The 23,591-nt window shown below is 67.0% G+C and carries 22 protein-coding genes; 8 read left to right on the forward strand and 14 right to left on the reverse strand.

What is annotated here, in order from left to right; all coding sequences use genetic code 11:
• The first annotated feature begins 114 nt into the window (after positions 1-114).
• Positions 115-1,389, forward strand: a complete 1,275-nt coding sequence (locus ACOOHC_RS17830) for an ISL3 family transposase (RefSeq protein WP_420451721.1) — start codon at positions 115-117, stop codon at positions 1,387-1,389.
• Between the two features lie 30 nt (positions 1,390-1,419).
• Entirely contained in the window at positions 1,420-1,875 is a 456-nt protein-coding gene (locus tag ACOOHC_RS17835) for an EAL domain-containing protein (RefSeq protein WP_420451722.1), read from the forward strand.
• A 565-nt stretch (positions 1,876-2,440) separates the two neighbouring features.
• Here ACOOHC_RS17835 and ACOOHC_RS17840 read toward each other — a convergent pair.
• Both ACOOHC_RS17840 and ACOOHC_RS17845 read right to left on the reverse strand, forming a co-directional pair.
• Positions 2,441-3,019, reverse strand: coding sequence for an enoyl-CoA hydratase/isomerase family protein (locus ACOOHC_RS17840; RefSeq protein ID WP_420451723.1), 579 nt, complete (start codon positions 3,017-3,019; stop codon positions 2,441-2,443).
• A 118-nt stretch (positions 3,020-3,137) separates the two neighbouring features.
• Positions 3,138-3,452: a hypothetical protein gene (locus ACOOHC_RS17845; RefSeq protein WP_420453827.1), complete on the reverse strand. Its 315-nt coding sequence runs from the start codon at positions 3,450-3,452 to the stop codon at positions 3,138-3,140.
• Here ACOOHC_RS17845 and ACOOHC_RS17850 point away from each other — a divergent pair.
• On the forward strand, positions 3,355-3,669 hold the full coding sequence (locus ACOOHC_RS17850; RefSeq protein ID WP_420453871.1) for a hypothetical protein: 315 nt from the start codon (positions 3,355-3,357) through the stop codon (positions 3,667-3,669). The genes ACOOHC_RS17845 and ACOOHC_RS17850 overlap by 98 nt on opposite strands.
• A gap of 60 nt (positions 3,670-3,729) precedes the next feature.
• Here the strand turns inward: ACOOHC_RS17850 and ACOOHC_RS17855 are convergent, their stop codons facing one another.
• The 10 genes from ACOOHC_RS17855 to ACOOHC_RS17900 form a co-directional block, all read right to left on the reverse strand.
• On the reverse strand, positions 3,730-5,715 hold the full coding sequence (locus ACOOHC_RS17855; protein WP_420451724.1) for a hypothetical protein: 1,986 nt from the start codon (positions 5,713-5,715) through the stop codon (positions 3,730-3,732).
• Complete coding sequence (locus tag ACOOHC_RS17860; RefSeq protein ID WP_420450687.1) at positions 5,712-7,055, reverse strand: tetratricopeptide repeat protein; 1,344 nt, start codon at positions 7,053-7,055, stop codon at positions 5,712-5,714. Before ACOOHC_RS17860 ends, ACOOHC_RS17855 begins: the two co-directional genes overlap by 4 nt.
• 168 nt (positions 7,056-7,223) lie before the next feature.
• Positions 7,224-9,851, reverse strand: a complete 2,628-nt coding sequence (locus tag ACOOHC_RS17865; protein ID WP_420451725.1) for a DUF4331 domain-containing protein — start codon at positions 9,849-9,851, stop codon at positions 7,224-7,226.
• Positions 9,852-10,451: 600 nt separating this feature from the next.
• Positions 10,452-10,889, reverse strand: a complete 438-nt coding sequence (locus tag ACOOHC_RS17870) for a helix-turn-helix domain-containing protein (protein WP_420451726.1) — start codon at positions 10,887-10,889, stop codon at positions 10,452-10,454.
• A gap of 171 nt (positions 10,890-11,060) precedes the next feature.
• Positions 11,061-11,672, reverse strand: a complete 612-nt coding sequence (locus tag ACOOHC_RS17875; RefSeq protein ID WP_420451727.1) for a helix-turn-helix transcriptional regulator — start codon at positions 11,670-11,672, stop codon at positions 11,061-11,063.
• A gap of 294 nt (positions 11,673-11,966) precedes the next feature.
• The gene (locus ACOOHC_RS17880) at positions 11,967-12,650 is read right to left on the reverse strand and encodes an EAL domain-containing protein (RefSeq protein WP_420451728.1); all 684 of its coding nucleotides are present in this window, start codon (positions 12,648-12,650) and stop codon (positions 11,967-11,969) included.
• Positions 12,647-12,823 (reverse strand): DUF1059 domain-containing protein, encoded by a 177-nt coding sequence (locus tag ACOOHC_RS17885; protein WP_420451729.1) that lies wholly within the window; start codon positions 12,821-12,823, stop codon positions 12,647-12,649. The genes ACOOHC_RS17880 and ACOOHC_RS17885 overlap by 4 nt, the downstream gene beginning before the upstream one ends.
• Positions 12,820-13,650 (reverse strand): DUF3179 domain-containing (seleno)protein, encoded by an 831-nt coding sequence (locus ACOOHC_RS17890; RefSeq protein ID WP_420451730.1) that lies wholly within the window; start codon positions 13,648-13,650, stop codon positions 12,820-12,822. The genes ACOOHC_RS17885 and ACOOHC_RS17890 overlap by 4 nt, the downstream gene beginning before the upstream one ends.
• A 17-nt stretch (positions 13,651-13,667) precedes the next feature.
• Complete coding sequence (locus ACOOHC_RS17895) at positions 13,668-14,573, reverse strand: cytochrome c biogenesis CcdA family protein (protein WP_420451731.1); 906 nt, start codon at positions 14,571-14,573, stop codon at positions 13,668-13,670.
• Positions 14,570-14,971, reverse strand: a complete 402-nt coding sequence (locus ACOOHC_RS17900) for a TlpA family protein disulfide reductase (RefSeq protein ID WP_420451732.1) — start codon at positions 14,969-14,971, stop codon at positions 14,570-14,572. Before ACOOHC_RS17900 ends, ACOOHC_RS17895 begins: the two co-directional genes overlap by 4 nt.
• 81 nt (positions 14,972-15,052) lie before the next feature.
• Between ACOOHC_RS17900 and ACOOHC_RS17905 the strand changes: the two genes are divergently transcribed.
• A complete protein-coding gene (locus tag ACOOHC_RS17905) occupies positions 15,053-15,349 on the forward strand; it encodes a hypothetical protein (protein ID WP_420451733.1) in 297 nt (98 codons plus the stop codon).
• A 277-nt stretch (positions 15,350-15,626) separates the two neighbouring features.
• Here the strand turns inward: ACOOHC_RS17905 and ACOOHC_RS17910 are convergent, their stop codons facing one another.
• Positions 15,627-15,911, reverse strand: a complete 285-nt coding sequence (locus ACOOHC_RS17910; RefSeq protein WP_420451734.1) for a hypothetical protein — start codon at positions 15,909-15,911, stop codon at positions 15,627-15,629.
• Positions 15,912-16,322: 411 nt separating this feature from the next.
• Here ACOOHC_RS17910 and mobF point away from each other — a divergent pair, with 411 nt between their 5' ends.
• Positions 16,323-20,567 (forward strand): MobF family relaxase, encoded by a 4,245-nt coding sequence (gene mobF / locus ACOOHC_RS17915; RefSeq protein ID WP_420451735.1) that lies wholly within the window; start codon positions 16,323-16,325, stop codon positions 20,565-20,567.
• A 166-nt stretch (positions 20,568-20,733) separates the two neighbouring features.
• Here mobF and ACOOHC_RS17920 read toward each other — a convergent pair whose 3' ends face one another.
• Positions 20,734-21,330, reverse strand: coding sequence for a TetR/AcrR family transcriptional regulator (locus tag ACOOHC_RS17920; protein WP_420451736.1), 597 nt, complete (start codon positions 21,328-21,330; stop codon positions 20,734-20,736).
• Between the two features lie 84 nt (positions 21,331-21,414).
• On the opposite strand from ACOOHC_RS17920, the gene ACOOHC_RS17925 reads away from it, so the two are divergent.
• From ACOOHC_RS17925 to ACOOHC_RS17935, 3 genes are read left to right on the forward strand one after another with little or no spacing between them, the layout of a single operon-like run.
• A complete protein-coding gene (locus ACOOHC_RS17925; protein WP_420451737.1) occupies positions 21,415-22,173 on the forward strand; it encodes an SDR family oxidoreductase in 759 nt (252 codons plus the stop codon).
• Positions 22,174-22,188: 15 nt separating this feature from the next.
• Positions 22,189-22,860: an SDR family oxidoreductase gene (locus ACOOHC_RS17930; RefSeq protein WP_420451738.1), complete on the forward strand. Its 672-nt coding sequence runs from the start codon at positions 22,189-22,191 to the stop codon at positions 22,858-22,860.
• Complete coding sequence (locus tag ACOOHC_RS17935) at positions 22,857-23,459, forward strand: hypothetical protein (protein ID WP_420451739.1); 603 nt, start codon at positions 22,857-22,859, stop codon at positions 23,457-23,459. The genes ACOOHC_RS17930 and ACOOHC_RS17935 overlap by 4 nt, the downstream gene beginning before the upstream one ends.
• Positions 23,460-23,591 lie beyond the last annotated feature (132 nt).

Raw genomic sequence — 23,591 nt, forward strand, 5'->3', positions numbered from 1 at the left:
GTCGCTCTTCTGCTCTGTCCGTGGGTGAGTTGAGGGCCTATCCGCGGGTGCACCCCGCCTGATTCCTAGGTTTCGCGCTGTCGAAGGCTCGAAACTGAAAGGACGGCAGACGGGGTGCTGAACACCAAGGTATGGGAGAAGGCGTGCGGGTTGACGCGCACGGTCGTGGAAGGGGTCCGTGTCGACGACACCGATGGATCGATCGTGGTGTCGGCACGACCTGATGCGAGGGCTCGTGGCCGCTGCGGACACTGCCATCGACGTTCGCCTCGCTACGACCGTGGTGATGGTCGTCGGCGGTGGCGGGCGTTGGACGCCGGCACGACGAAGGTGTTCATCGAAGCCGACGCACCCCGGGTGCGTTGCCGCACGCACGGACCGACGGTGGTGGCAGTGCCGTGGGCTCGTCATGGGGTCGGCCACACCCGCGACTTCGACGACTTGGCGGCGTGGCTGGCGGTGCGCACCTCGAAGTCCGCGACGTGTGAGTTGTTGCGGGTGGCGTGGCGCACCATCGGTGCGATCGTCACGCGGGTCAATGCAGATGTCGAGGCGCGTGTTGATCGTCTCGACGGGTTGCGACGGATCGGGATCGATGAGATCTCCTACAAGCGCGGACACCGCTACCTGATCGTCGTGGTCGATCACGACACCGGCCATCTGGTGTGGGTCGGCCCTGGCCGCACCGACGCCGACTTGGAGGTGTTCTTCGACGAACTCGGCAACGAACGCGCTGCGGAGTTGACCCACATCTCTGCGGACATGGCGGGCTGGATCGCCCGCGTCGTCGCCAAGCGAGCCCCGAACGCCGTGCGCTGCGCCGATGCGTTTCACGTCGTCGCGTGGGCCATCGAAGCGCTCGACGTCGAGCGTCGCCGAGCCTGGAACCAGGCATCGGGACGAAACGCGATCACGACCGTCATGTCCCAGCGAGGACGCGCACGAGGCACCTCGCTCGGCATCGCACGCGCCCGCTACGCGCTCTGGAAGAACCCCGGCGATCTCACCGAGAACCAACGCGCCCAGCTCGACTGGATCGCCAAGATCGACCCTCGGCTCCATCGCGCTTACCTGCTCAAGGAAGGACTGCGGTTCGTGTTTGCCGTCAAGGGTGACGCCGGCAAGCACGCGCTCGACAGGTGGTTGTCGTGGGCGCGCCGGTCGCGAATGCCGGCCTTCGTCGAACTCGCCCGCAAGATCGTGAAGCACCGAGTGGCGATCGATCACGCCCTCGACTCCGGGCTCTCCAACGCCCTGATCGAGTCGACCAACACCAAGATTCGGCTCCTCACCCGCATCGCGTTCGGCTTCCACGGACCCGAACCCCTCATCGCCCTCGCCCTGCTCGCGCTTGGCAGCCACCCACCCGCCCTCCCAGGCCGAACCTGACCCACGGATACAGCAGAAGAGCGTCATATCTTGCGCGAGCACCCGATTGACCCGGCCCGCGTCACGATCGAAGTCACAGAACAAGCACTTGAGGATGCCATCGTTCCTGCATCGGTCCTTGACGACATCAGCCAGCTCGGTGTGCAGCTTGTTCTCGACGACTTCGGAACCGGCGTGTCGTCGCTTACTCATTTGCGGACCGCCCAGCTCAGCGGCATCAAGTTCGACCGGTCCTTCATCACTGACACCCCCCGCGGTGACGTCGACAGGCGCGTAGTGGCTGGTGTCATCGACCTCGCCCGAGCGATCGGCATCTCGACAAGTGCAGAAGGCGTTGAAACCGATGAGCAAGCGGCATGGCTTACTGACAGCGGATGCAGCCGCCAGCAGGGCTTTCTCTACGGGAAGCCAATGCCTCCCGCCGACCTGATCGCCGCGGCCCGGACGACAACAGACAGAAGCTCGAACATGTGCCAGCACCAATGAAGCTGCCATGGCGAGGACTCCGCCACCCGTCCGGTACCGTTCGATACGGGCACGCCGAGATCGTCAGTGGCCGGGTTAGCTTGGCCGTTTGTGCGTCACCAGCATCGATGTGGATCCATCGGGCGGTCGCCCAGCGGATCGACCCGGTTGTCGTCGCGCCGGCGATCCCGAGGTCGCGATGTCGACGTCACTCCGCCGAGCGGCCTCGTTGAGATGAGCCCCGTCTAGTGGTCGAGTTGTTCTTCGTCTCGTGATGCCCGTTCAGCGGGCAGGAAGAACTACATGTCGGTAGGAAGTTTGATGAATCGATGATCGGGTAGTACCCGGCGATTTCCTTCAGCAGCGTAGGGACGTCCGCTGATCGGGCGGCACCTCGTGGGCGAGGGGCCGCCCGCTGGCGCTATTACTCCACGTAGCGCCAGAGCGATTGAGATCAGGACGTAGCTGTCGAACACGTGTACGGCTACAAAACAGCCGCCACGACCTGGCGCCCGGCTGGAGGTGCACGTGCGATCACCGCCCGCCGTCGTCAACGCTCAAGGATGGATAGCAGCACTGATAGCGCTCATCGCAGTCGACTTGGTTTCGGGCTCAACGATCCTGGGTGCGATGTCGCTGATGAAGAGGCGCTGGCAGCACGAAGAAGCGCCGCGAGGGGACCGACGAGCAGCGGCCAGATCGCGGCGCCGCCGTCTCCGGCGACCAGGCCGACCTGGACGTGGGGATCGCGGATGGTGGCCGCGCTCGACATCACGACGACGTCGCACAGCAGCGCCACCGACGCGCCGAGGCCCACCGCCGGGCCGTTGAGCGCGCACACGATCGGGATCTCGACGTCGAGCTCGTCCCACACGATCTGCTTGGCCTCGGCCCGCAGACGGTGGAGCGCGTCTGCGTCGCGCAGGCGGGGGAACCAGCTCATGTCGCCGCCGGCCGAGAACGCCCGACCCGCCCCGGTGAGCACCACCGCCCGTGCGCTCGTCTCGCGCTTGAGCGCGCCGAACAGCTCGGCGAGGTCGCCGTGGAGGGTCGCGTCGACGGCGTTGAGGTCGGAGGAGGGGTGATCGATCGTGACGGTGAGGACGTGACCGTCGCGCTCGACGCGGACGGTCTCGAGCTGGACGTCGTCGACGGTGCGGACCATGGGGGCAACCTATTGGTCGACGTCGACCGCCTTCCCACCCGGCCGTGCGTCTCCGGTTTCGGCCGGGAGCCGGCCCACGGTTGCGCGACGGGTCCGGCTCGGCTCCCGAGCCGTCGGCTCAGAACATCGACACGTCGTCGTCGAGGCCGAGCAGCAGTCTCCCGATCTTCTCGTTCAGCTTCGGTGCGGTCTGGATGTGCTGGGTGACGACGTGGGCGTCGCGCGCGCAGCGGCCGAGCGGGCTCGTGTCGTACACGGCGGCTCCCCCGGCGAGGGTGTACGCGGTGTCGGCCGCGGCCGCCGCGGCGGTCGCCGCGTGGGTGGCGGCGAGGCGGATGCCGATCCGCTGGTCGAGGCTCACCGGGTCCCCGGCGACCACGGCGTCCCACGCACCCGACAGCTCGTCGTCCAGGAACGCCGTCGCGGCGCGCAGGGAGGCCTCGGCGCTCGCCGCGCTGCGCGAGCGGATCGAGGCCGGCGACCGGCCCGGTGCCGACATCGTCGTCGAGGGCTCCGACACCGAGCACTCACCGGCGGCCTACGCGGCGGCGGGGGCGACCTGGTGGATGGAGACGATGTGGGGAGCGATGGGCGAGCACTCCCCCGTCGCCGCGGCCGAGGACCGGCTGCGGCGCGGGCCTCCCACCTGACGCGTCGCGACGAGGGCCGCGCCCGGTCCCCGTGCACCGCGGCGTGCTCGTCGGGTCGGATCAGAGGGTGACGAAGCTGCGGACCGCGAGGCCGGTGCCGACGGCGACGACGAGCGCCGCCGTGAGGAACGGAGCGAGGCGTCCCCAGCGTCGCAGCGAACGGGCGACGCGGCCCTCGGCCGCGGCGGCGCGCGCCTGGTAGCGGTCACGGACCGCGACGAGCGCGATCCCCGCCAGCGTCAGCACGACGGCCATCCCGACGCCGTAGCCGATCACGAGCACCACGCCGAACCAGGTCCGACCGAGGGCGATGGCCGACAGCAGGACGATCAGCGCCGAGGGGCTGGGGACCAGTCCCCCGGCGACGCCCATCCCGATCAGCCCGCCCCGCGAGACCGTCGTCGCACCCGCTGCGTGGTGGTCGTGGTCGTGGTCGTGCTCGTGCCGGTGGTCGGGGCCGTGATCGTGATCGTGCTCGTGCTCGTGCTCGTGCTCGTGCCCGTGATCGTGATCGTGATCGTGCCCGTGCCCGTGCCTGTGCCCGTCGCCGTGGCCGTGCCCGTCGCCGTGGCCGTGGCCGTGGCCGTGGCCGTGGCCGTCGCCGTGGCCGTCGCCGTGGCCGTGGCCGTCGTGCGGACGGTCGTGCCGAGCCGGGGACACCGACGCCGGCCTCGACCCGACCACGAGGGTGCCGGCGGCGGACGTGGTCGAGGCCGTCACCTCCGCCCGTCCCGCCTCCGCCGCGGTGTCGTCGGTCGCGGACCGGGGACCGGTCGTGCCGTCGTCGGCGTGGTCGTCGTGCGTGTGCCCGCCCGGGCCGTGGGTGTGCCCGCCCGGGCCGTGGGTGTGCCCGCCCGGACCGTGCGTGTGGCCGTACCCGAACAGGGTCGTGTCACGTCGGCGGACCGCGTTCACGAGCAGGACGAGGCCGAGGACAGCGATCAGCAGCCCGCTCGCGATCCCCAGCCACCCGAGGACCGTCTCGCCAGCGAGGGCGGTCGAGACCGTCAGCGCGAGCCCCAGCAGGAGCACCCCCCCGGTGTGGGTCGCGGTGACCGTCGCGCCGACCAGGACGGCATCGCGCGCCGAGCCCTGCCGCCCGGCGATGTAGGCGGCCATCACCGTCTTGCCGTGCCCGGGCAGGAGCGCGTGCGACGCCCCCAGCAGGAGCGCGAGGCCGATCGCCAGCAGCCCGACCCCGACGGTGAGGTCGTCGCGCCCGATCATCTCCTCGAAGGTCTCCTGGATCCCGTCGACGAACCCGCCGAGCGCGCCGGGGCGCGAGGCGACCAGGCTGTCGCGCGCGTCGGCCGCCGTGCCGGGACCGTCGCTCACCACGGCGTCGTCCGCCCCGGACGCCGACGCGGCCGAGGGCGGGCCGACGGTCAGCGTCACGTCGCGCACGTCGATCGGCGACGCGAGCAGGTCCTCGGGGTAGGTGGTGAGCCCGTCGGTCACGCTCTCGCCGGGGACCGGCGGGTCGATCAGGCCGACCCCCGTGCCGACGGCGACGACCTCGTGCCACCCGACCCGACCGGGGCGGTATCCGTCGACGAAGCCGATGCGGTGCGACCCGACCGAGAGGTCGTCGACCACCGACGTCGTGTCGGCGACGAGGCGGCACTCGATGCGGCTCGTCTCGAGCCCGGCCTGGCCCTGCTCGTAGCCGAAGCGGGCCTCGTCCACCTCGAGCTCGACGGGGGTGCCGTCAACGGTGAGGTTCGCCGACGAGGCGAACAGCGCGCACTCCCGGAGCGCGTGGTCGGCGGCCTCCGACGTCGACACCTCCCCGTCGCGGTCCACGTCCACCTCGGCGCGAGCCTGCGCCGTGGGGATCTCGGCGGCGTCGATCACCACGTCGTCGACCACCCGAGCGGGTTCGACGCCGAGGCGGTTGAGGTGGCTGACGCTGAAGTTCCCGAGCGGGTGGGCGAGGGCGGGCCCAACCGCGCCGAGCGGTCCGACGATCCCCACGACCGCCACGACGAGGGCGATCACGAAGCGGCGCGGGTGACGGGGCGCGGCGGGGGTCACGGCGAGGGTCACGGCGCGCCCAGCCCTGCGAGCGCGGCCTGCGCGGCCGGAGCGTCCAGGGGATCGAAGAACGGGTTGATCTCGAGCGCCCGCTCGAGATCGGCACGCCCGCCGTCGAGGTCGCCGAGCGCGATCCTGATCCGACCCGAGTGGTAGAGGAACGAGGCGTCCGGCGTCCCGAGCTCGAGCGCGCGCTGCGACGCCGCGAGCGCCTCGTCGTGACGCCCGACGGCGTGGAGGGCCCATGCGTGGGCGTCGTGCATCGCGAGGAAGGGCCGGTCGGCGACCGCCTCCTCGGCCGCGGCGAGCGCTCGCTCGGGCTCGCCGTGGTCGGCGAGGAAGAGGACCGGGGCCGCATCGGGCTCGACCCCGTTGGCCTCGAACAGGGTCTGGATCGCATCGACGACCGCGTACTGCTCCTCGGCCTCCTCGATTCGACCGAGCGACTCGAGCAGCTCGGCGTACGCCACCACGTGGGAGGGGTCGGGGGTCTGCTCGACGAGCTCGCGGTAGTGATCGAGGGCGGTCTCGATCTGGCCGAGCGCCGCCTCGGCGCGCGCCTTGCCGGCGAGCGCCGTCGCGTCGCTCGGAGCGAGGTCGCGAGCCTGGTTGTACAGCTCGAGCGCACCCCCCGGGTCGCCGGACCCGAAGCGCAGGTCGCCGAGGACGGTGAGCGCGAAGGCCCGATCGGTCGGCGTCCCGGCGGCGTCGAACGCCTGCTCCATGAGCGACCGTGCGAGCACGCGGTCTCCGCGCAGCTCGGCGAGGTAGGAGGCTCGGCTCAACGACGAGGTCTGCGCCGGGGCGAGCTCGAGCATCCGGTCGACCGAGCGGGTCGCCGCGTCGTACTCGCCGAGCTGGAGCTGGGCGTCGCTCAGCGCACCCCACAGGATCGCGCTGAAGTCGTTGATCTCGAGGCCGAGGCGGGCCTGGCGGCGCGCCTCGACGAACTCGTGGCGCCCCGCGGCGAGCGCGGACAGCCCCGCGTGGGCGAGGAAGTTGTCGTCGGGGCTCTCCTCGAGCGAGCGCTGGAGCGCTCCCTCGGCGTTCGGGTACAGGCTCGGGTCGGCGACCACGCGAGCCTGCTGGACGTAGGCGAGCCCGAGGGTGGCCCACGCGACGTGGTCCCCGGGGACGACCTCGAGCCGGGTGCGGAGCTGCTCGACGAGGCCCTCCAGGGTGTCGGCGGGCGGCCCGCCGACGGCGGAGACGGCGCCGGGGGTGATCACCTGCGCGTCGGCCGCGGTCTCGACCACGGGGTCGTCGCTCAGGCGGGGGACGCCGAACGCGGCGACGAGGCCGAGCACGAGCGCGAGCGCGAGCCCGAGGACCAGCCGACGGGAACGGGTCATGGGAGTGGTTCGCACATGGGGGGAGGAGGGATCACAGTCTGACGGATCGGGGCGCTCACGCGCCGGGGTCGGACCGCGCCCGGCGCACCGGGCGCGGTCCGAAAACGGCGAGACGCCGGTGGGACGGTCTCCCGTCCCGCCGGCGTCTCGATCCGGTTCACCCGTGGGTCAGCTCGCGAGGACCGTCCCCGGGAAGTAGCCGACGAGGTCGACGATGACGTCGGCGGCGGACTTGGTGTAGATGCACACCCGGTCGTTGTCGCCGACCTTGGCCACGACGGCCGAGGCCGTGTTCTCCGTCTGCAGGTTGAGGTTCGACGCCGTGGGCGGCGCCTCCCCGCAGGGGAACACCGTCAGGTAGCCGATGTCGTCGGGGTTCACCCCGGTGACGTTCAGCACCACGGTGCCGCTGTCGTCGGGGACCCCCGTGCTGCCGCCGCGCACCCGCAGCTCGATCACCTGGTCGGCGATCGGCTTGGCGCCCGAGTAGCCGACACCGTTGCGGGTGTCGAGCAGGCGCTGCGGGTTGGTCGGGACGTAGCTCGACGTCGCCGGGAAGGCTCCGACGAGGTCGACGACCAGGTCCATCGCGGCGTCGGTGTAGACGCAGATGGTCCCCTCGGCCGACACCTTCACCGAGGCGAGGTTGGCCGCCCGGATCCCGACGTTGGTGTTCAGGTTCGACGCGGTCGGCCGATCCTCGTCGCACGGGTAGGCCGTGATCCAGCCCTTCGTCTCGCTGCGCACGGCGGTGATGTTCACGAACACCGCGGAGGTGTCGTCGGCCAGCGCGGCGTCACCGACGCCGGTGACGTCGATCACCGTGACGTCACCCGCACCCGGCTTGGCGCCGGAACGGGTGTCGAGCAGCCGCTGCGGGTTGATCGAGTCGTACGAGGACGTGCTCGGCAGGTAGCCGAAGACGTCGACGATGATGTTCGCCGACGACTCGGTGTAGATGCACACGTTCCCGTCGTCGTCGAGCTGAGCCGGGATCAGGCCGCTCACGATGCGACCGGGCTCCGGGTTGAGGCTCGACGCCGTCGGGCGGTCCTCGTCGCAGGCGTAGACGGTGATGAAGCCGTTGGCGTCGGCCTGGGTGGCCGTGATGTTGAGGAACACCGCCTTCGCGTCGCTCGGCACCATCGCGTCGCCGACGCCGGCGACCGCGAGCTCGATCTCCTCACCGGCGGCCGGCTTGGTGCCGGTGCGGGTGTCGAGGAGGCGCTCGGGGTCGACCGAGATGACCTCGGGCGCACGCGGCGTGCGCTCGATGCCCTGGTTGACGCTGTCGAGGTGCGGGTTCGCCACGTAGGGGAACTCGTCCTTGAAGTCGCGGTCGTTGCGGTCGACGGAGTCGAGCGCGGCGAGGCCGCTGACGTCGGAGCCGTCCTGGAAGACCACGCCCTCCGCGACCTGGATCGCGATGTCGGTGACGTCGTCGGTGAGGCGCCGCCCGTTCGGGAAGCCCTGGACGTCACCGGCGAGCACGCCGAGGCGGTTCGGGTCCTCGGCGACCGGGACCGCCATGTTCAGGCGCAGCATCTCGGACGGGTAGATCGTGTCCACCCCGGCGTTGAGCGCCAGGCTGTTCAGGTCGACGTTCAGCGCCGGGTTGGTCTCGGCGTCCTCGCCGGCGGTCCCGAGGCCGAAGTTGGCCTCGCTCACGCCCTGGAGGAAGATCTCGACCAGGTCCGAGCGGGGGGTGTCGTCGGAGGTGTCCTGGGGCGTCCCGTCGTCACCGGGCACCGGCACGCCGTAGACGGCGTTCACCAGCGGCGGCAGGATCGGGAACTGGACGGCCTCGACGGCGGCGTCCACGGTGGCCTCGACCGTCGGGTCGATCGCGTTGAAGGTGTCCTTCAGCGCGAGCGGCAGCACGACCTCGTTGACGAGCGGGTTGCCGAGGCGTGACACCTGGGTGTACTCGCCCGAGGCGCTCGTGCCGTCCGCGTTGCGGGTGGTCGGGCGGTCGGTGGTGCTCCACACGCCGATGACCGGGTTCGCCTCGGCGTCGTCGCCGAGGGCGACGGCGGCCTTCGGGACCTGGAGGGCGATGGTGTTGACGTTGTACCCGGCGAGGGTGTCCTCCCCCAGCTCGGAGAGGTCGCCGCCGTAGAGGAGGTCGAACACCCGCAGGTCGAGGAAGAACGAGTCGTCGGACTGGCCGGCGAACGACCGCAGGTCGCCCACCGTGCCCGAGGCCACGGCCTCGTCGACGAGGGGCTGGTAGTCGGGGGTCGACGCCGCTCCGGCGATCGACGGCGCGGCGACGGCGTCGTCGAGGATCGTGACCTCGGTGTCGTCGGACTCGTCGGTCGGCGTGCCGGCGAGGTCGCGCACCGTCAGGTCGTAGGTCTGGTACACGTTCAACGTGTCGTCGAACACCGAGTCGAACGGACCGGTGTTGTAGATGAACGTCCCGGGGTCCTTGGTGATCGTCGTGAAGACCCAGGTGTAGGCGAGATCGGCCACCGCGTCGCCGTCGTTGTCGACGTTGATGTTGTACCGGGTGTCCTCGGCCCACGGGTAGAAGTTCGGGCCGCCGTTGGGCTCCTCGAACGGGATCCAGTTGGCGATCAGGGTCACCGTGTCGGGATCGTCGGGGCTGGTGAACGCGTAGACGTCGGTGTTGTCCGCGCGGGGGTCACCGGCGATCAGCGGCGCCTCGCGGTGGCTGGAGGCGCTGAGGCCGGCGGGGCCGGCCTGGGTCGCGACGAGGGTGGCGGCCAGCGCGAATCCCGCTCCGAGAGCCGCACCTCGCTTCCACGTCGTCCGAGAGGGTGGTGGTGTCATGTGGTGCAGGTTCCCCTTGTGTGTGGTGCTGGGTGGTGCTGGCGGGCGGTCGCAGGACCACCCACCGTGAAGCATTCCACGGTCGTTCGTCACGTGTCCGGGTTTGGATCGACTAATGCTTGCGACGCATGCAACACCGGCTGGAACCTCGACCTGCGAATTCGCACCGAACAAGCCGTTGCGTGCGTCGAGCAGGCCGTGCTCGAACGCGAGATCGCGCCGGGCGTGCTGACGCTGGGCACCTACAACGGAAACGACCGGTTGAACCTGGACAGTTCACCTCGGAAGACTTCCGCGAACACCTCTCGGCGCGTGGTATCACGCACCGGCGCGGCGGCGACCGCCATCCCGAGTCCGAGGCGTTCATCGAATTCCTGGTTCGGCCAGTTCACCAAACGCGTCGCCTGGCGCAGGGAATGGGAAGCCATCGACCAAGCCCGCCGAGACATCGCCGACGACGTCGGCGTCTACCACCACCGACCCCACTCCGGGATCGCCTACCGAACACCTGCGCCGAAGTCGCCACCACCTGGCGCAACATCAACAAACCAGCGACCTGAGACCGTCTACCAGAACAGGGTCCACGTCAGGCGACCACAACTACTCCAGCCGCCGAGCGACCTCATTGCGCAACGGACCCGAGCAGAGCTTGCACGGCTTCGGCCGACGCGACTGGCGCTGCGCTCGTTGATGAGCGGCCCACGCCGAGTACCCATCCCGACCACCGTTGGCAGCAATCTTGCGACTGACCGTCAACGGAGCGCGTCCCAGCCGTTGCGCTATCGCCGTCAGCGAATCGCCGACCTTGACGCCCACGAGAATCTCTTCTCGATCAGCGATCCCAAGACAACCCGGCCGAGGTTGAGACGGGTCGGAAATCCCGGTCGTGAACAACTCGTCGCGCACCACCAGTGCGACCATCTGCGCAGTGCAGCCAACCTCGCGGGCGATATCCACGAGGCGCAATCCGCGCGCTCTAAGTCGGAACGCAAGCTGTTTCTGCCCGTGAGTGAGAATGCCGGCCATGACGACGTTCATGTAATCGAGGGACCCGAATCGTCACAGGACCAGTGCGACCACCGGTGGATTCCGCCGCCGCAAAACTCTATCGTGATTGGTGGCATCCGTTCCCAAAACAACTATCGGCTAGAGTCGCGGTATAGGGTTGAGACAACGCGATCGACGAGGGACCATCGGCCAACGGGGTGCTCATAAACCCAGTAGAAGGGTTGCGAATTGGGTTCTGTTCCGGGCACCCGTTCTTTTCAGGATATGACTAACGTGACTTTTAACCGTTTCAATCGAGACCTTTAGCTGGGTCGCAATCTCTATATTGGAACAGCCGTGAACGAGAAGTAACGCAACGGCAACTTGTCGAGGAGTGAGTTTCCCAGAAGCAGGACACGCGACGGCAGAACTTGCTGCGGCTGGTGAATCGGCGATCCTCTGGATCTGTTTGACCAATTCGGCGCCTGAGAGATTCATCGATAGAATAGGCGGCGAGCAGACTAATGGTGGAAGCGAGGTGAATGCGGACTGAGCGAGATGCGGCCGATGCGTGTACGATATGACGTGACTGTATTTCACCGAGGTTTGCTCTAAACGCTTGTGCAGCTCATACGATTTCAACGGGTGATCAAGGTCCACGACTGCAAGGACGTTGGTCGCAACCCGGTTCGGTTCGAGATCTACAAGTCGGATCCGTCTAGGAAAACGTCCGAGCATTGAATTGAATCCTGCGTTGACGAGCTCACACGCGGAGAACAGTTGCACGCAGATCACGTCGCGAGATGCCTTCGGACGTGTCTCGGGTCCTCGCATGACAGTTCATGTTAGCGGCGCAGAAGGCTCGAGATCGTCACCGTACCGGGCTCCGCCCAACCGTTGACGCGGCCCAGTAACTTTGCTCGTCCACTACACTTTTTAGATCACCCGGCGGGTCATCCCTTTTCTAGCGTGCTCCGCTGGAGACGAACTGGGGAACCGGACAGGTCTGGCGTCGACGCCGGCGGTCACGACGGGACCGGCAACGATTTGATGTAGCAGTCAACGAGAGTGCTCGCAGCGTCAGCCAGGACGCGTCGTGAATCCGACCGGCTTACGGTCCGTCGGACCTCAGCGCAAGTACGTGGTGAGCAACGACCAGGTGGGGCGGCCAGCGTCGATCCTGCTGGCGAACACGCCCATCATCTCCACCAGCGAGGCCTTCGCCTCGTCCTGGTCGATCGACTCGACGAGCGATCGATCGAGCTTGAGGATCGAGGGGCGCAGGCGCAGGATCTGCTGCAGCCCGGAGTAGCCGGACCCGGCGTCGTCGATGGCGATGAGGGCTCCCGACGACCGCAGCATCTGGACCGACGACGCGACGAGCTCCCAGTCCCACGAGCGGTGCTCGGTGAACTCGATGACCAGACCCCGCGACATCGGATGCGACGCCAGGACCCCACGCACCGACGGCTCGAGGAGGTAGCCGGGGTCGACGTTCACCGTCAGGAAGCAGTTCCGCGGCATCGACGATCGGTGCGCCAGCGACGCAGCGAGGGCTCGGGCCTCCAGCTCCGCCCCGACCCCCAACCTGGCTGCCTGCGCGAACCAGCGGTCCGGACCGACGTCGGGGGTGTCCGGGTGCGTGAATCGGGTCAGCGCCTCGTAGCCGACCACCGCGGCGCGCTCGACGTCGATGATCGGCTGGAACACCGAGGTGAGGCGGTCGTCGTCATGGAGCGCGCTCGCGACCAGACGACCCCAGTCGACCCCGGAGTCGAGCTCGACGTCGGCGACCACGTCGGGCGAGGTCACGCGACGGTCTGGATGTTCCCGATCACCTGATCGACGAGCGACCGAGGCACCTCGGAGATGCCGTGGACGGCAGCAGCGTGAGCCGCGACCGACTGCAGGATCTCGTCGTCGGACGAGCACGTGAACACCGCATCGCACCCCGGCACCACGTCACCACAGGCGAACTTCTTCATCGGACACCGGCTCCTTCTGATCGCTTCATCGACATCGGCTCGTCGGTATCGGGTGGTCCGGACGCCACTTGAGCAGAGATCGCAGGCGCTCCGCTCCGATGCCGACCGCCACATCGCAGCACATCGCACCCGGTCGTGCCCAACCGCTGCCGAGGAACGTTCGATGAAGCGCCCCGGGATTCGTGGAGGCCCTGATGTGCCCCCGGTTCTGTGGACCACATCACCAAGTCGCTGTTGCGCAGCAGGCCCGACACGCCGAAGCGTAGTGTTTCGCCGTCGACCCGGGCGTCGAAGCTGATCGCCGTATTGCGCAGTGGGCCGAACGTGACGACGACCGGCATGTCGCCGAACCGGTCGTTGACGATCTCGTGGCGGGTGAGAACCGAGAGCGAATAGAACCGTACCTCGTCGCCGATCTGGACGAGAGCGCCCGGTTCGCGTGTGTCGAGCCAGTCAGCCGACGTGATCGCTTCGAAGACCGGTTCGTCGATCGGCGGAATGCGGTCGCGCGGATCGAGGGTCTGGATACCGAGCTGGAATTCGTCGAGTCCGACGGTTCGATTCGTCCAGTCGGCCGGCCATGGCTCGGTCGCTTGGCTGATCGCCTCACCGAGTTCGGTCCCGTCCTCGGTCGCATCGACGGTGGTGTCCGTTGAGTCCCCAGCGGTGGAGTCGGGCAAAGCAGTGGTGTCAGGCGCCGTGGTTGCGTCGGCGGCCGGATCGGACGTAGCCACGGCCTGGTCTTCGTCGGCAGTTGAGCTGCCCCCACACGCAACCGCGGTCAACGCGACGACGATCGTGAGCGCGGCGAGTCGATTGCGTTTCATAGTCGGTCTCCTGTGATTCATGGTCGATCTGCCGACGTGGACTGAGTGCGCTCGGTCGTGTCGTCGTTGGTGGTGTCGTCGTTGTCGGGCTTGAACCGCTTCAGCATCGATGACAGCACTGCAATGACGACGATTCCGCCGAGCGTCAGACCGACGAGCCCGGAGTTGTTGCCGATCGCGTTCGTCAGCGTCGCTGACCAGCGGTCCACCACTCCTGCGGCCTGGCTCTGCTCACCGGCGTCCGACGACAGATCGTCGAACCAGAACCACGTGATGTACGCGCCGGCGACGATCAAGAACCCGGCGGAGATCCGATGAACGTACGGAAGCGCCGAACGTAGGCGACGGACGAACCTGTGCTTGGCCATCGCGACAGCGATCGTGAGTGCAATCAGCACTGTCGACATCCCTGCCGCGTACGCAATGTAGGTGGCCAGGCCCGAGGCGAAGTTGGCGCTGGCCAGCGAGCCGACTACGACAGAGAGAAACACCGGCAGCGTGCACGACAGCGACGCGAGTGCGTACGACACGCCGAACGTGAAGATCGATGCGGTGTCGCGGCTGCTTGCTCCGTGTCCGGCTTTCAGGAACCCGATGTTGGTCTCGAAGCCGCGCAACATTGCGACCCCCAAGATCATCATCACCACCCCCACGCCGAGCGCGACGTAGGAAATCCATTCGATGATCGAACGCACGCCGGCATTGATCAAGAGGCCGGTCGTGGCGAACACGACCAGGAAGCTCGCCGACACGATCGCGCCAACCTTGAGTGCCGGACCGAGACCCGGCCGGGCGGATTCGTCGTCGGCGCCGTCCAGGCCCATGAAGTACGACAGGTAAGCGGGCAACATCGCAAAGCCGCACGGGTTCACCGTGGCGACGAGTCCGGCAGCGAACGCGAGGCCGATCGGCGCGTCGATCATGATGCGGTGACCAGCTCGTCGATTCGCTCGTTCAACGCCGACTCGTTGAGTTGGCCGGCGAACACCTCGAGAATCTCACCACCAGGGGTGACGAACAGTGTGCTCGGCATCGCGATCAGGCCGAACTCGCGGAAGAGCTCGCCGGTCGGGTCGTCGGCGAGCGTGTAGGTCAACCCGACCTCTTCGGCCAGGTCGACCGCTGCGGGGCGAATGCCGGCGTTGGCGATCCCGAGGAACGTGACCTCGTCGCTGCGCTGTTCGTGAACGGTCTGGAACTCAGGCAGCTCGCCGACGCAGGCGGGGCACCACGACGCCCAGAAGTTGATCACCAGCGGGGCGCCCTCGAACTGCTCGAACGTCGTACTTCCGCCGTCGAAGAGTTCGAAAGGTTGTGTCAACAACTCACTGTCGACGGCGGCGCTGCTCTGCGCCGTCGAGGCGTCCTAAACGCTGTCTTCGCCGCCGGACAGACCGGCGACTTGAGCAACTTCGACGTCGGCGCGGCCGCCGAACAGATCACCGACCTGGATGACGTGGAGGTCGTCGGGCCACATCGCGTCGGTGGCACCGAGTCGACCGAGAGCATGTCGCAGGTGAGCGATGTAGCCACCGACATCTCCGATCACCGCAGTCCGGGCCACGCTCTACACCCCGCTCTCATTCCGAGGCGTCGACGGTACCGACACGTCGATCACGGCACCAGCCTCGACCCCCGACACCAACACGTTGAACACGGGAAGGTGGTGCTCAGCTCCGTCATCCACCGGAACCGGTAGCGCAGGTCGGCGATCGCATCGCCCGATGACGCATGTGGCACGTAGTCGTCCCCAACCAAGCAGTAGGCGTGCCCGTGCTCGTCAATGCGGGGGTTCCGGCGGGTGTCCCGGTGTTCGTACTGATGCACTCGTCGGCCGTCGACGAGGTCGGCGGCACCCATCCACATGAACTCACCAACCATGACATCCCGGTGACGAGTCGGTGTTGCTCGCACCATCATCTCGAGCGGCTCCCACTCGAGGTCGTCATCAAAAAACACGAACCCCACGGCAACAGTCACGACTCGCCTCCCGCCGTTGCCGAGGTTGCGTCGGAGACTGGCCGCTTCCTCGCTACCGCTTCCCTCACCCGGCTCACCGGCCAACACACGGTGTCGGCCGCCCGGTTCACGTCGGTCGACTCAGCGAGACGAGCAACGGTGTCGACCTGTTGTTCGACGAGCACCTCGATCTTCGCGTTGAGTTGATCGATCTGGCCGGCGTAACCGAAGAAATCAGCCACCGCCTTCACCTCTGCGTCGTAGCGATCCCGCAACCGCTCCCGAGCTTCACGCTCAGCCACCGACTCACGCTTCCTTGCCATCTCAGAACCTCCAGTTCCCGACGGCTCATCCGCACGAGCCGACCTACCTGAACGAAGGCCTCACGAACACCGAGACCGTTACACCGAAACCGTTACACCGAAACCGTGAAAAGACCGAGCAACAGAACATCGCCGACACCACGGCCAACCGAAGCAGACGAACACCGCATAGCCACATCCACTGACGAATCAACAGCACCACCGAACCGAACGAGATCACCAACGACCAGAACGAACACCACAGACCAACTAAACCACGACCACCTCCACCAGATGAACGAAACGCTCATCCAACAGAACTCAGCACGATTTACACATATGCACCAAGGTGCTGCACGCGCTCCCGATCGTGTAACGCGAGGGCGACTCGTGAGGCCTTCGGGAAGGTGGATGTTGTCGTTGTGGAAGCTCCGGGTCGGTGCCGAGGCGTACTACCTGGGCCAGGTCGCGTCCGGTCTCGACGACTACTACACCGCCGGAGCCGAGACCCAGGGACGCTGGATCGGCACCGGCGCTGCTCTGCTGAACCTCGTCGACGAGGTCACCGGCGACGACCTCCGCGCCGTGCTCGCCGGCCTGTCGCCGGGCACGGGGTTGTCTCCGAACGGCACCCAGATCCGCACCTGGAAAGGACGCGTCCCAGGCTTCGATCTCACGTTCTCGACACCGAAGTCGGTGTCGGTGATGTACGCCTTCGGCGACGTGCTCGTCCGCAACGAGATCGTCGAAGCGCTCGACGCCGCTGTGCGTGAGTCGATTGGCTGGCTCGAACGAGAAGCCTGCTTCGTGCGCCGCGGCTCGAACAACCGCAACGCCACGACCGCACCGTTTGAGCAGTTCGGCACCCGCCAGCTGCCCGGCAGCGGGTTCATCGCCGCCGGGTTCGACCACCGAACGAGCCGTGCCGGTGACCCACAACTGCACACCCATGTTCTGGTCGCCAACCTCGCCCAGGGCCCCGATGGCCGCTGGACCGCGCTCGACGGCCAAGCCCTCTACCGCTCCAAGATCGCCGCAGGCACCGTCTTCCAGACGGCGCTTCGCCACGAACTCTCCCGTCGCCTCGGCATCGACTGGACACCCGTTCACAACGGTGTCGCCGACATCGCCGGCATCTCCAAGCAGGTGTTGAAGCACTTCTCGAAACGACGCAACGAGATCGAAGACGAACTCGAACGCTCAGGCCGAGCCGGCGCCGCAGCTGCAGCCCAGGTCACCCTCGCCACCCGTACCGCGAAGCTCGACGTCGACCAGGCAACCCTCGATCGGGCGTGGCTCGACGACGGTACCAGCATCGGATTCGGACCCGCCGACATCAACCAACTCCTCGCCTCCTGCCGACCAATCGCCCCCACCGCGCCACCCACACCAGCTTCGATGATCGACGTTCGACGACCCGACCCCCACACCGGCGCCTCCGTCGTCGTTTCCATGTCGATCGACGACTTCGCTGCCCGCGTCGCTCACCACCTCCCCGATCGCAACGCCAGAATCACCCGCCACGAGATCCAGAACGCAGTAGCTGACCACCTCACCCGCAACACCGATTCGGAACTGCTGGAACGGCTCACCGACGCCGTGCTCGCCCACCCCGAACTCGTCCCCTTCCCCGCGCCCGACCAGCGTCCCGTCGGTTGGGGAGACGAGTGGACCACCCGACGCCTCCTGCAACTCGAAGCAGAACTCATCGACCTGTTCCAACCGAACCCGACACCGGACCGAGCGCTCGACGCCGACTTCGTTGACACCATGCTCGCAGCCCTTGGCCGCACCCTCGGCGCCGACCAAGCCGACACGCTGCGTTGCATCTGCACCCAGGGCAACGCCGTCGAAGTGATCGTCGGTCGAGCCGGCACCGGCAAGACCTACACGATGCGCACCGTCAACGACGTCTACACCGCAGCCGGCCAACGCCTCGTCGGGGTATGCCCCACAGCCCGCGCAGCACGAGAGCTCGGCGACGGCGCCGGCATCGAGTCGTTCACCGTCCCCCGCTTCCTCACCAATGCCGACCTCGACTCGAACACGATCGTGGTGGTCGACGAAGCAGCAATGTGCGGCACCGTCGACCTGCACACGATCGTCACGCGAGCCCACCAAGTGGGCGCGAAGGTGATCCTCGTCGGGGACCATCACCAACTTCCCGAGATCGCCGCCGGCGGCGGATTCCGCGCCGCGCTCGCGGCCGTCGGTGACCAGCGATGCGAACTCAAGATCAACCGGCGACAACGCCACGAATGGGAACACGCCGCTCTCGACCACCTCCGAAACGGCGACCTCGCGACCTTCTGGAACACCTACCAACAACACGATCGCGTCGTCCTCGCCGGCACCGCCGCCACGATTCGCCAGCGAGCGATCGACGACTGGTGGACCAGCCACACCATCGGCGCATCAGCTCATCTGATCGCCGGAACACGCGCCGAGGCGAAACTACTCAACGCACTCGCCCGGCACCGCGCACATGCCGCCGGGTTCCTTTCCGGACCCGAACTGCAGATCCGGTCCCGCAGCTTCCAGGTCGGCGACCGGGTCGTCCTATTGAAGAACATGCACGGCCAACGCGACCTCGACACCGGTCGTGAGTGCCGAGTCGACAACGGGATGATCGCCACGATCACCCACATCGACCACACCCATTCGGTCATCGACCTTGCGCTCGTCAACGGACGACGACTCCGCATCGACGGCGAGTACGTCCAAGGCGGCAACATCGACCACGGCTACGCCACCACCATCCACAAAGCCCAAGGACTCACCTGCGACGACATCTTCGTCGTCGGACCCGCCGGCCTCTACCGAGAGTCCGGCTACGTCGCTCTCTCCCGCGCCCGCAACACCGCACGCCTCTACGCCACCACCCGAGACGCCGCCACCATCGGCGAACGCGGCCACACCACCGGCATCCCACTCCCCACCGAGAACGTCGACGACCCCGAACACGATCTCCTCGACACCCTTGAACGGAGCCACGCAAAGGAGTTCGCACTCGCCTCCAACCCGCACCTCGACACGATCGCCGACACCGCCAACACCCACGACCTCGCACAACTCGACGCACGCCGACGCCACATCTCCACGGTCACGCATCGACTCCGAGCAGACGGGCTGACCGACCCCCGCAAGGCCGTCGAACGGCTCCAACTCGCGATCTCACACCGCACAGCAATGCACGTCGGCAACCGGGTCAACGCACTCGACTGGGACAACGTCGGCACCATCGAACACCTCCACGACAGCACCGGCCTCGCCACCATCCGCTTCACAACGAGCGACGGCCAACGGACCAACACCCGAACCCTCCCGTGGGAGCAACTCAAGCCGATCGACCACCCCGAACCCGCCGAACTGACCGACCTCGCCGAGCGCTACCTCACCGAATTGTCCGATCAAATCCACGGCGACGTGAACACCTGGAACCGCGCATTGTTCGACCGTGGCGTCGAGCCGCACGAACCGACCACCGTCCCAGCAGCGGTCGCACAGCGCGAACGCAAGCTGTTCCATCGACTGCGCGCCACACCACCCGAATGGCTCAGCTGGTGGACCGGGCACCGCCCCACGAACGCCACTGCTGCAGTCGTCTACGACGACCACCTCCGAGCACTCGCCTCCTGGCGCGACCGCCACCAACTCCCCGATCAAGTGCCCGGCTTCGGACCGATCCCCCACGACCCAGCCGACGCCGCCACCTGGCGCAGTCACATGGACCAGGGGCTCGCGACACGCCAATGGCTCACCGAACGGACATCGGTTGAACCTGAACGACCGCCGACGATCAGCGTCAAAGACGCTCGCGAACGCATCACCGAACTCGACGTCCTGTTCGAGAAGGCACCCGCCGACCAACGCAAGATCGTCGACGCACTCCTCACCTCACCCGATGTCTCGGTCGCCGACAAGATCGACACCATCCAACTCGCCGGAGCCGAGCACCAAGCCCGACGCGACTGGATCCTCGAACACTGGCCAAACATCATCGAGCACCACGAACTCACCGCCATCGTCGAAGCCGCCGGGCCCCTCGGCCACTGGCCAGTCGCCCTTCCAGCGAAGGCTCAGCAGTTGCTCGACGAAGTCATCCGGACCAGCATCGACACCCCCGAAGAACGAACGCTCACCGAACTCGACGAGGCGGTCGCTTCGCAGAACCCGGCGCGCCACATCAGTCGTCTCGAGCGTGACCTCAAACCTCTGCGGCGAACGATCCGAGAGTTCGACGGAGGGACGGTCGACTCCGGGGAAGGTGGGATGATCCTTGCCCGTGCCCACGTCGAACGACTCCGAGAACGCGCCCAAGAGATCGAGGCGGAGATCGCACGGGCCGAGACCGAATCGATCCTGAACGGCTGGAGCACGAGAACCGACCCAGAGCTCTCAGCGGCCATCACCCGTCGCGTCAACCACCTCACGCACGTCGCCCTCGTCGAGGGTGACCCTCTGGTTGCCTCGATCACGAGCGCTGTCAGCGACGACGACCCCGCAGCCGGAGCGAACGACGTCCGAGCCGCCATCGCACGAGCAGTCGCCGATCGAGAACGGTCCGGGATGGACCTGGGCGCTGTCGAACGGCCTGCACCGATCAAGACCAGGCAGGAGAAGATCCAGTTGCCGAGCCTCGAACTCCCTCTCTGAACCGATCGCAATATCGAACGGCTTCCCGGACCCTTTCCTCGCCCCGAGATCGCTCGAAATGGCCGGATGCAGCGTTGATCCATGGCGCCGACTGGACGCAGTTTCCGAGCACGACACAAGAGGGCGTTCCGAGGGCTTGCCGAGACGACGTTGCCTTTCGGCGTCATCATTCGGGTTGACCGTCGCGTCCGGCCGCTTCGAGCAGTTGCGGAACGATGTCGGTGACGGTGGAGGCGTAGCCGGCCGGTCCGAGGCTTTGTGCCGAGACGTAGAGGCCATCTAGGAGGACGCAGAACTGATCGGCCATCCCGGTTGTCGAGGGGGCCCCGAGATTGGCGCACAGTTCCGCGAACTGGGTTCGCATCCACTCCTTGTTGGCGACGGCGGCGAGATGTGCGGGGTGGTCGGTGGCGGGAAACTCGGCAAGTGCCATCTGGAACGGACAGCCCCGGTAGTGGGGTGTCTGTACTTGCGCGAGCGCCGCTTCGAACACGGCCGAGATGGATTCCTCTGGCGTCCGGGCCGCCTCAACGATCTCACGGAACCAGGATCGCCATGCCTGATCGCGTTGTTCGATATAGGCGACGATGAGGTCGTCTTTCGATGCGAATGCGCGGTAGAGCGTCGGTGGCGCAACATCGGCGCTTCGAGCGATGCGCTCGACTCCGACGGAGCGAATCCCCTCGGCGTAGAACAGCTCCGAGGCGGCGTCGATGATGGTGCGCTTGTTCTCTGCTGCGCTGTGTCGGGGCCGTCGCGCCATCGTCGTTCTCCTACCTGTTGCTTTGTTAGTGATCATTCCGTAGTGTAGCGATCTTAACGGAGTGATCACTAACAAGGAGCTGTCGTGAGCGAATCGAATCATCTGCCATCGAGTGCGGATCTTGCGGGCAAGACCGTGGTGGTGATCGGCGCCAGTTCCGGTCAGGGCCTTGCGGTGAGCCGGGCCGCCAGCGAAATCGGGGCGACGGTCGTGATGGCCAGTCGCACGGCGAGCAAACTCGAAGCGGCCGTCAAAACTGTCGGAAGCGGCGCACGCGGTGTTGCGACGAACATGCTCGACCCGACCTCGATCACGGCGTTGTTCGACGACGTTGGCGAACTCGATCATCTCGTGGTCACCGCCGTTGCAGACGAGGTGAAGAACCGTTCGCGGTTCGTCGACATGACCGACGAGATCGCGACTCGCAGTCTCGACAAGTTCTGGGGATCGTTCTTCGCTTCACGAGCCGCCGCTCCTCGGATCCGTCCCGGCGGCTCGATCACCCTCACCTCCAGCATCGCCGCGTTCGATCCTCCGGCCGACGGCGGATTCGCCATGATGAATGCCGCCAGCGCCGCCGTCGCAACCCTGGGCCGGTCGCTTGCAGCGGAGCTGAAGCCGATCCGTGTGAACGTGATCGCGCCGGGCGTCGTCGACAGCGGAGTGTGGGACTCGATGAGCGACACCGAGCGCGATGGCTTTCGATCCGGCTACGGATCGAGCCTGCCCGTCGGGCATCTCGGACGCCCGGAAGAACTCGCCGCAGCGTTTCTCTACATGATGACCAACACCTACACCACCGGCAGTGTGCTCCCCGTCGACGGCGGCGCACTCCTCACCTGAAACCGAGAACCTCCCGTGCCCAACCTCACCACAGTCATCATTGGCGGATCCGGCGCCATGGGCAGCGCTATCGCCCAACACATCGCCGCCGCAGGCCACGACGTCATCCTCATCGGACGCGACCAAGGCCGCCTCAACGACGCCCACCAACGCACCGGCGCTACCCAGACAATCGCCGCCGACTTCGGTGACGCCAGCGAAGCGAAACGAGTTCTCGATGAACTTGGCGTCATCGATCACCTCGTCGTGGCAACGTCGGCGGGCCCGGTGCGGGCATCATCGATTCCAGCCACCGTCCCCTCCGAGTTCCAACGAGCCCACGGCCGGCTCTGGACCAGCTTCAACGCTGTCCACTTCGCCCCTGACCACGTCCGACCCGGTGGATCGGTCACGCTCATCTCCGGTTCGTCCGGTCGACGCCCCGGCATCGGCTTCGGGGTGTGGACCAGCCTTCACGGATCAATCGAAGCCCTCGCTCGAGCCGCCACGATCGAACTCGCACCGATCCGAGTGAACGTCGTCTCGCCCGGCGGCATAGGCATGCAACCCGACCGCCAACTCATCGAACGTCGCGGAACCGGTGACGACATCGGCCTCGCTGTCGCGTCGCTCATCGCCAACCCCGCCATCACCGGCGCCGTCCTCGACGTCGACAGCGGAGAACGACTCGGAACCTGGCCGACATGAGCGACACCGACAACAACAACCAGGCATTCATGAGCGCACTCGTCACCGAACACTTCGTCCTGCAATCGGCACGAGGCGGAACGACCTTCGAGGCATCAGGCCGATCCTCGATCTACCTCGCCGCGGTCTCCACCTCACTTGTTGCTCTCGGATTCATGCGCAGCAACGACAACAGCGGCGCCGGCCCGTTCATCGCAGCCGTCCTGCCCACCCTCTGGATCCTCGGCGAACTCACCTACAAGCGCCTCGTCGACCTCAGCGTCGAAGACCTCGCCTACCTCCGATCCATCCAGAAGATCCGCACCTACTACTCACAACTCACCCCCGACGCCGCCGCCTACTTCCCAACACCCAACGAAATCGCCGGCACCGAACTCGTCGCCCTCGGCCGACGAAAGTCCTGGACCGGGATCCTCTTCGGCGTCGCATCCACCATCGCCGCAGTCAACAGCGTCCTCGGCGCCGCCGCCATCGCCATCGGCCTCAACGCACTCGGCACCTCCATCACATTCAGCGCCATCATCGCAATCGTGATCGCCGCAGCACTCTTCACGGCCCACGTCCTCCACCAGCTCCGCCGCCACCGAACCGACACATAGCAAGTGACGTCGAAGTCGCAGACCTGTCGCCCGCAACAGAGCTCAAGCACACCGCACCAACCCATCGACGCCCTCAGATCGGGCAGCCAAGTCGACGTGGCGATCCGTCTCCGCTCGTATCGCTCGGTGAGC

The organism is Ilumatobacter sp. (assembly GCF_965215205.1).
GTDB lineage: Bacteria > Actinomycetota > Acidimicrobiia > Acidimicrobiales > Ilumatobacteraceae > Ilumatobacter_A.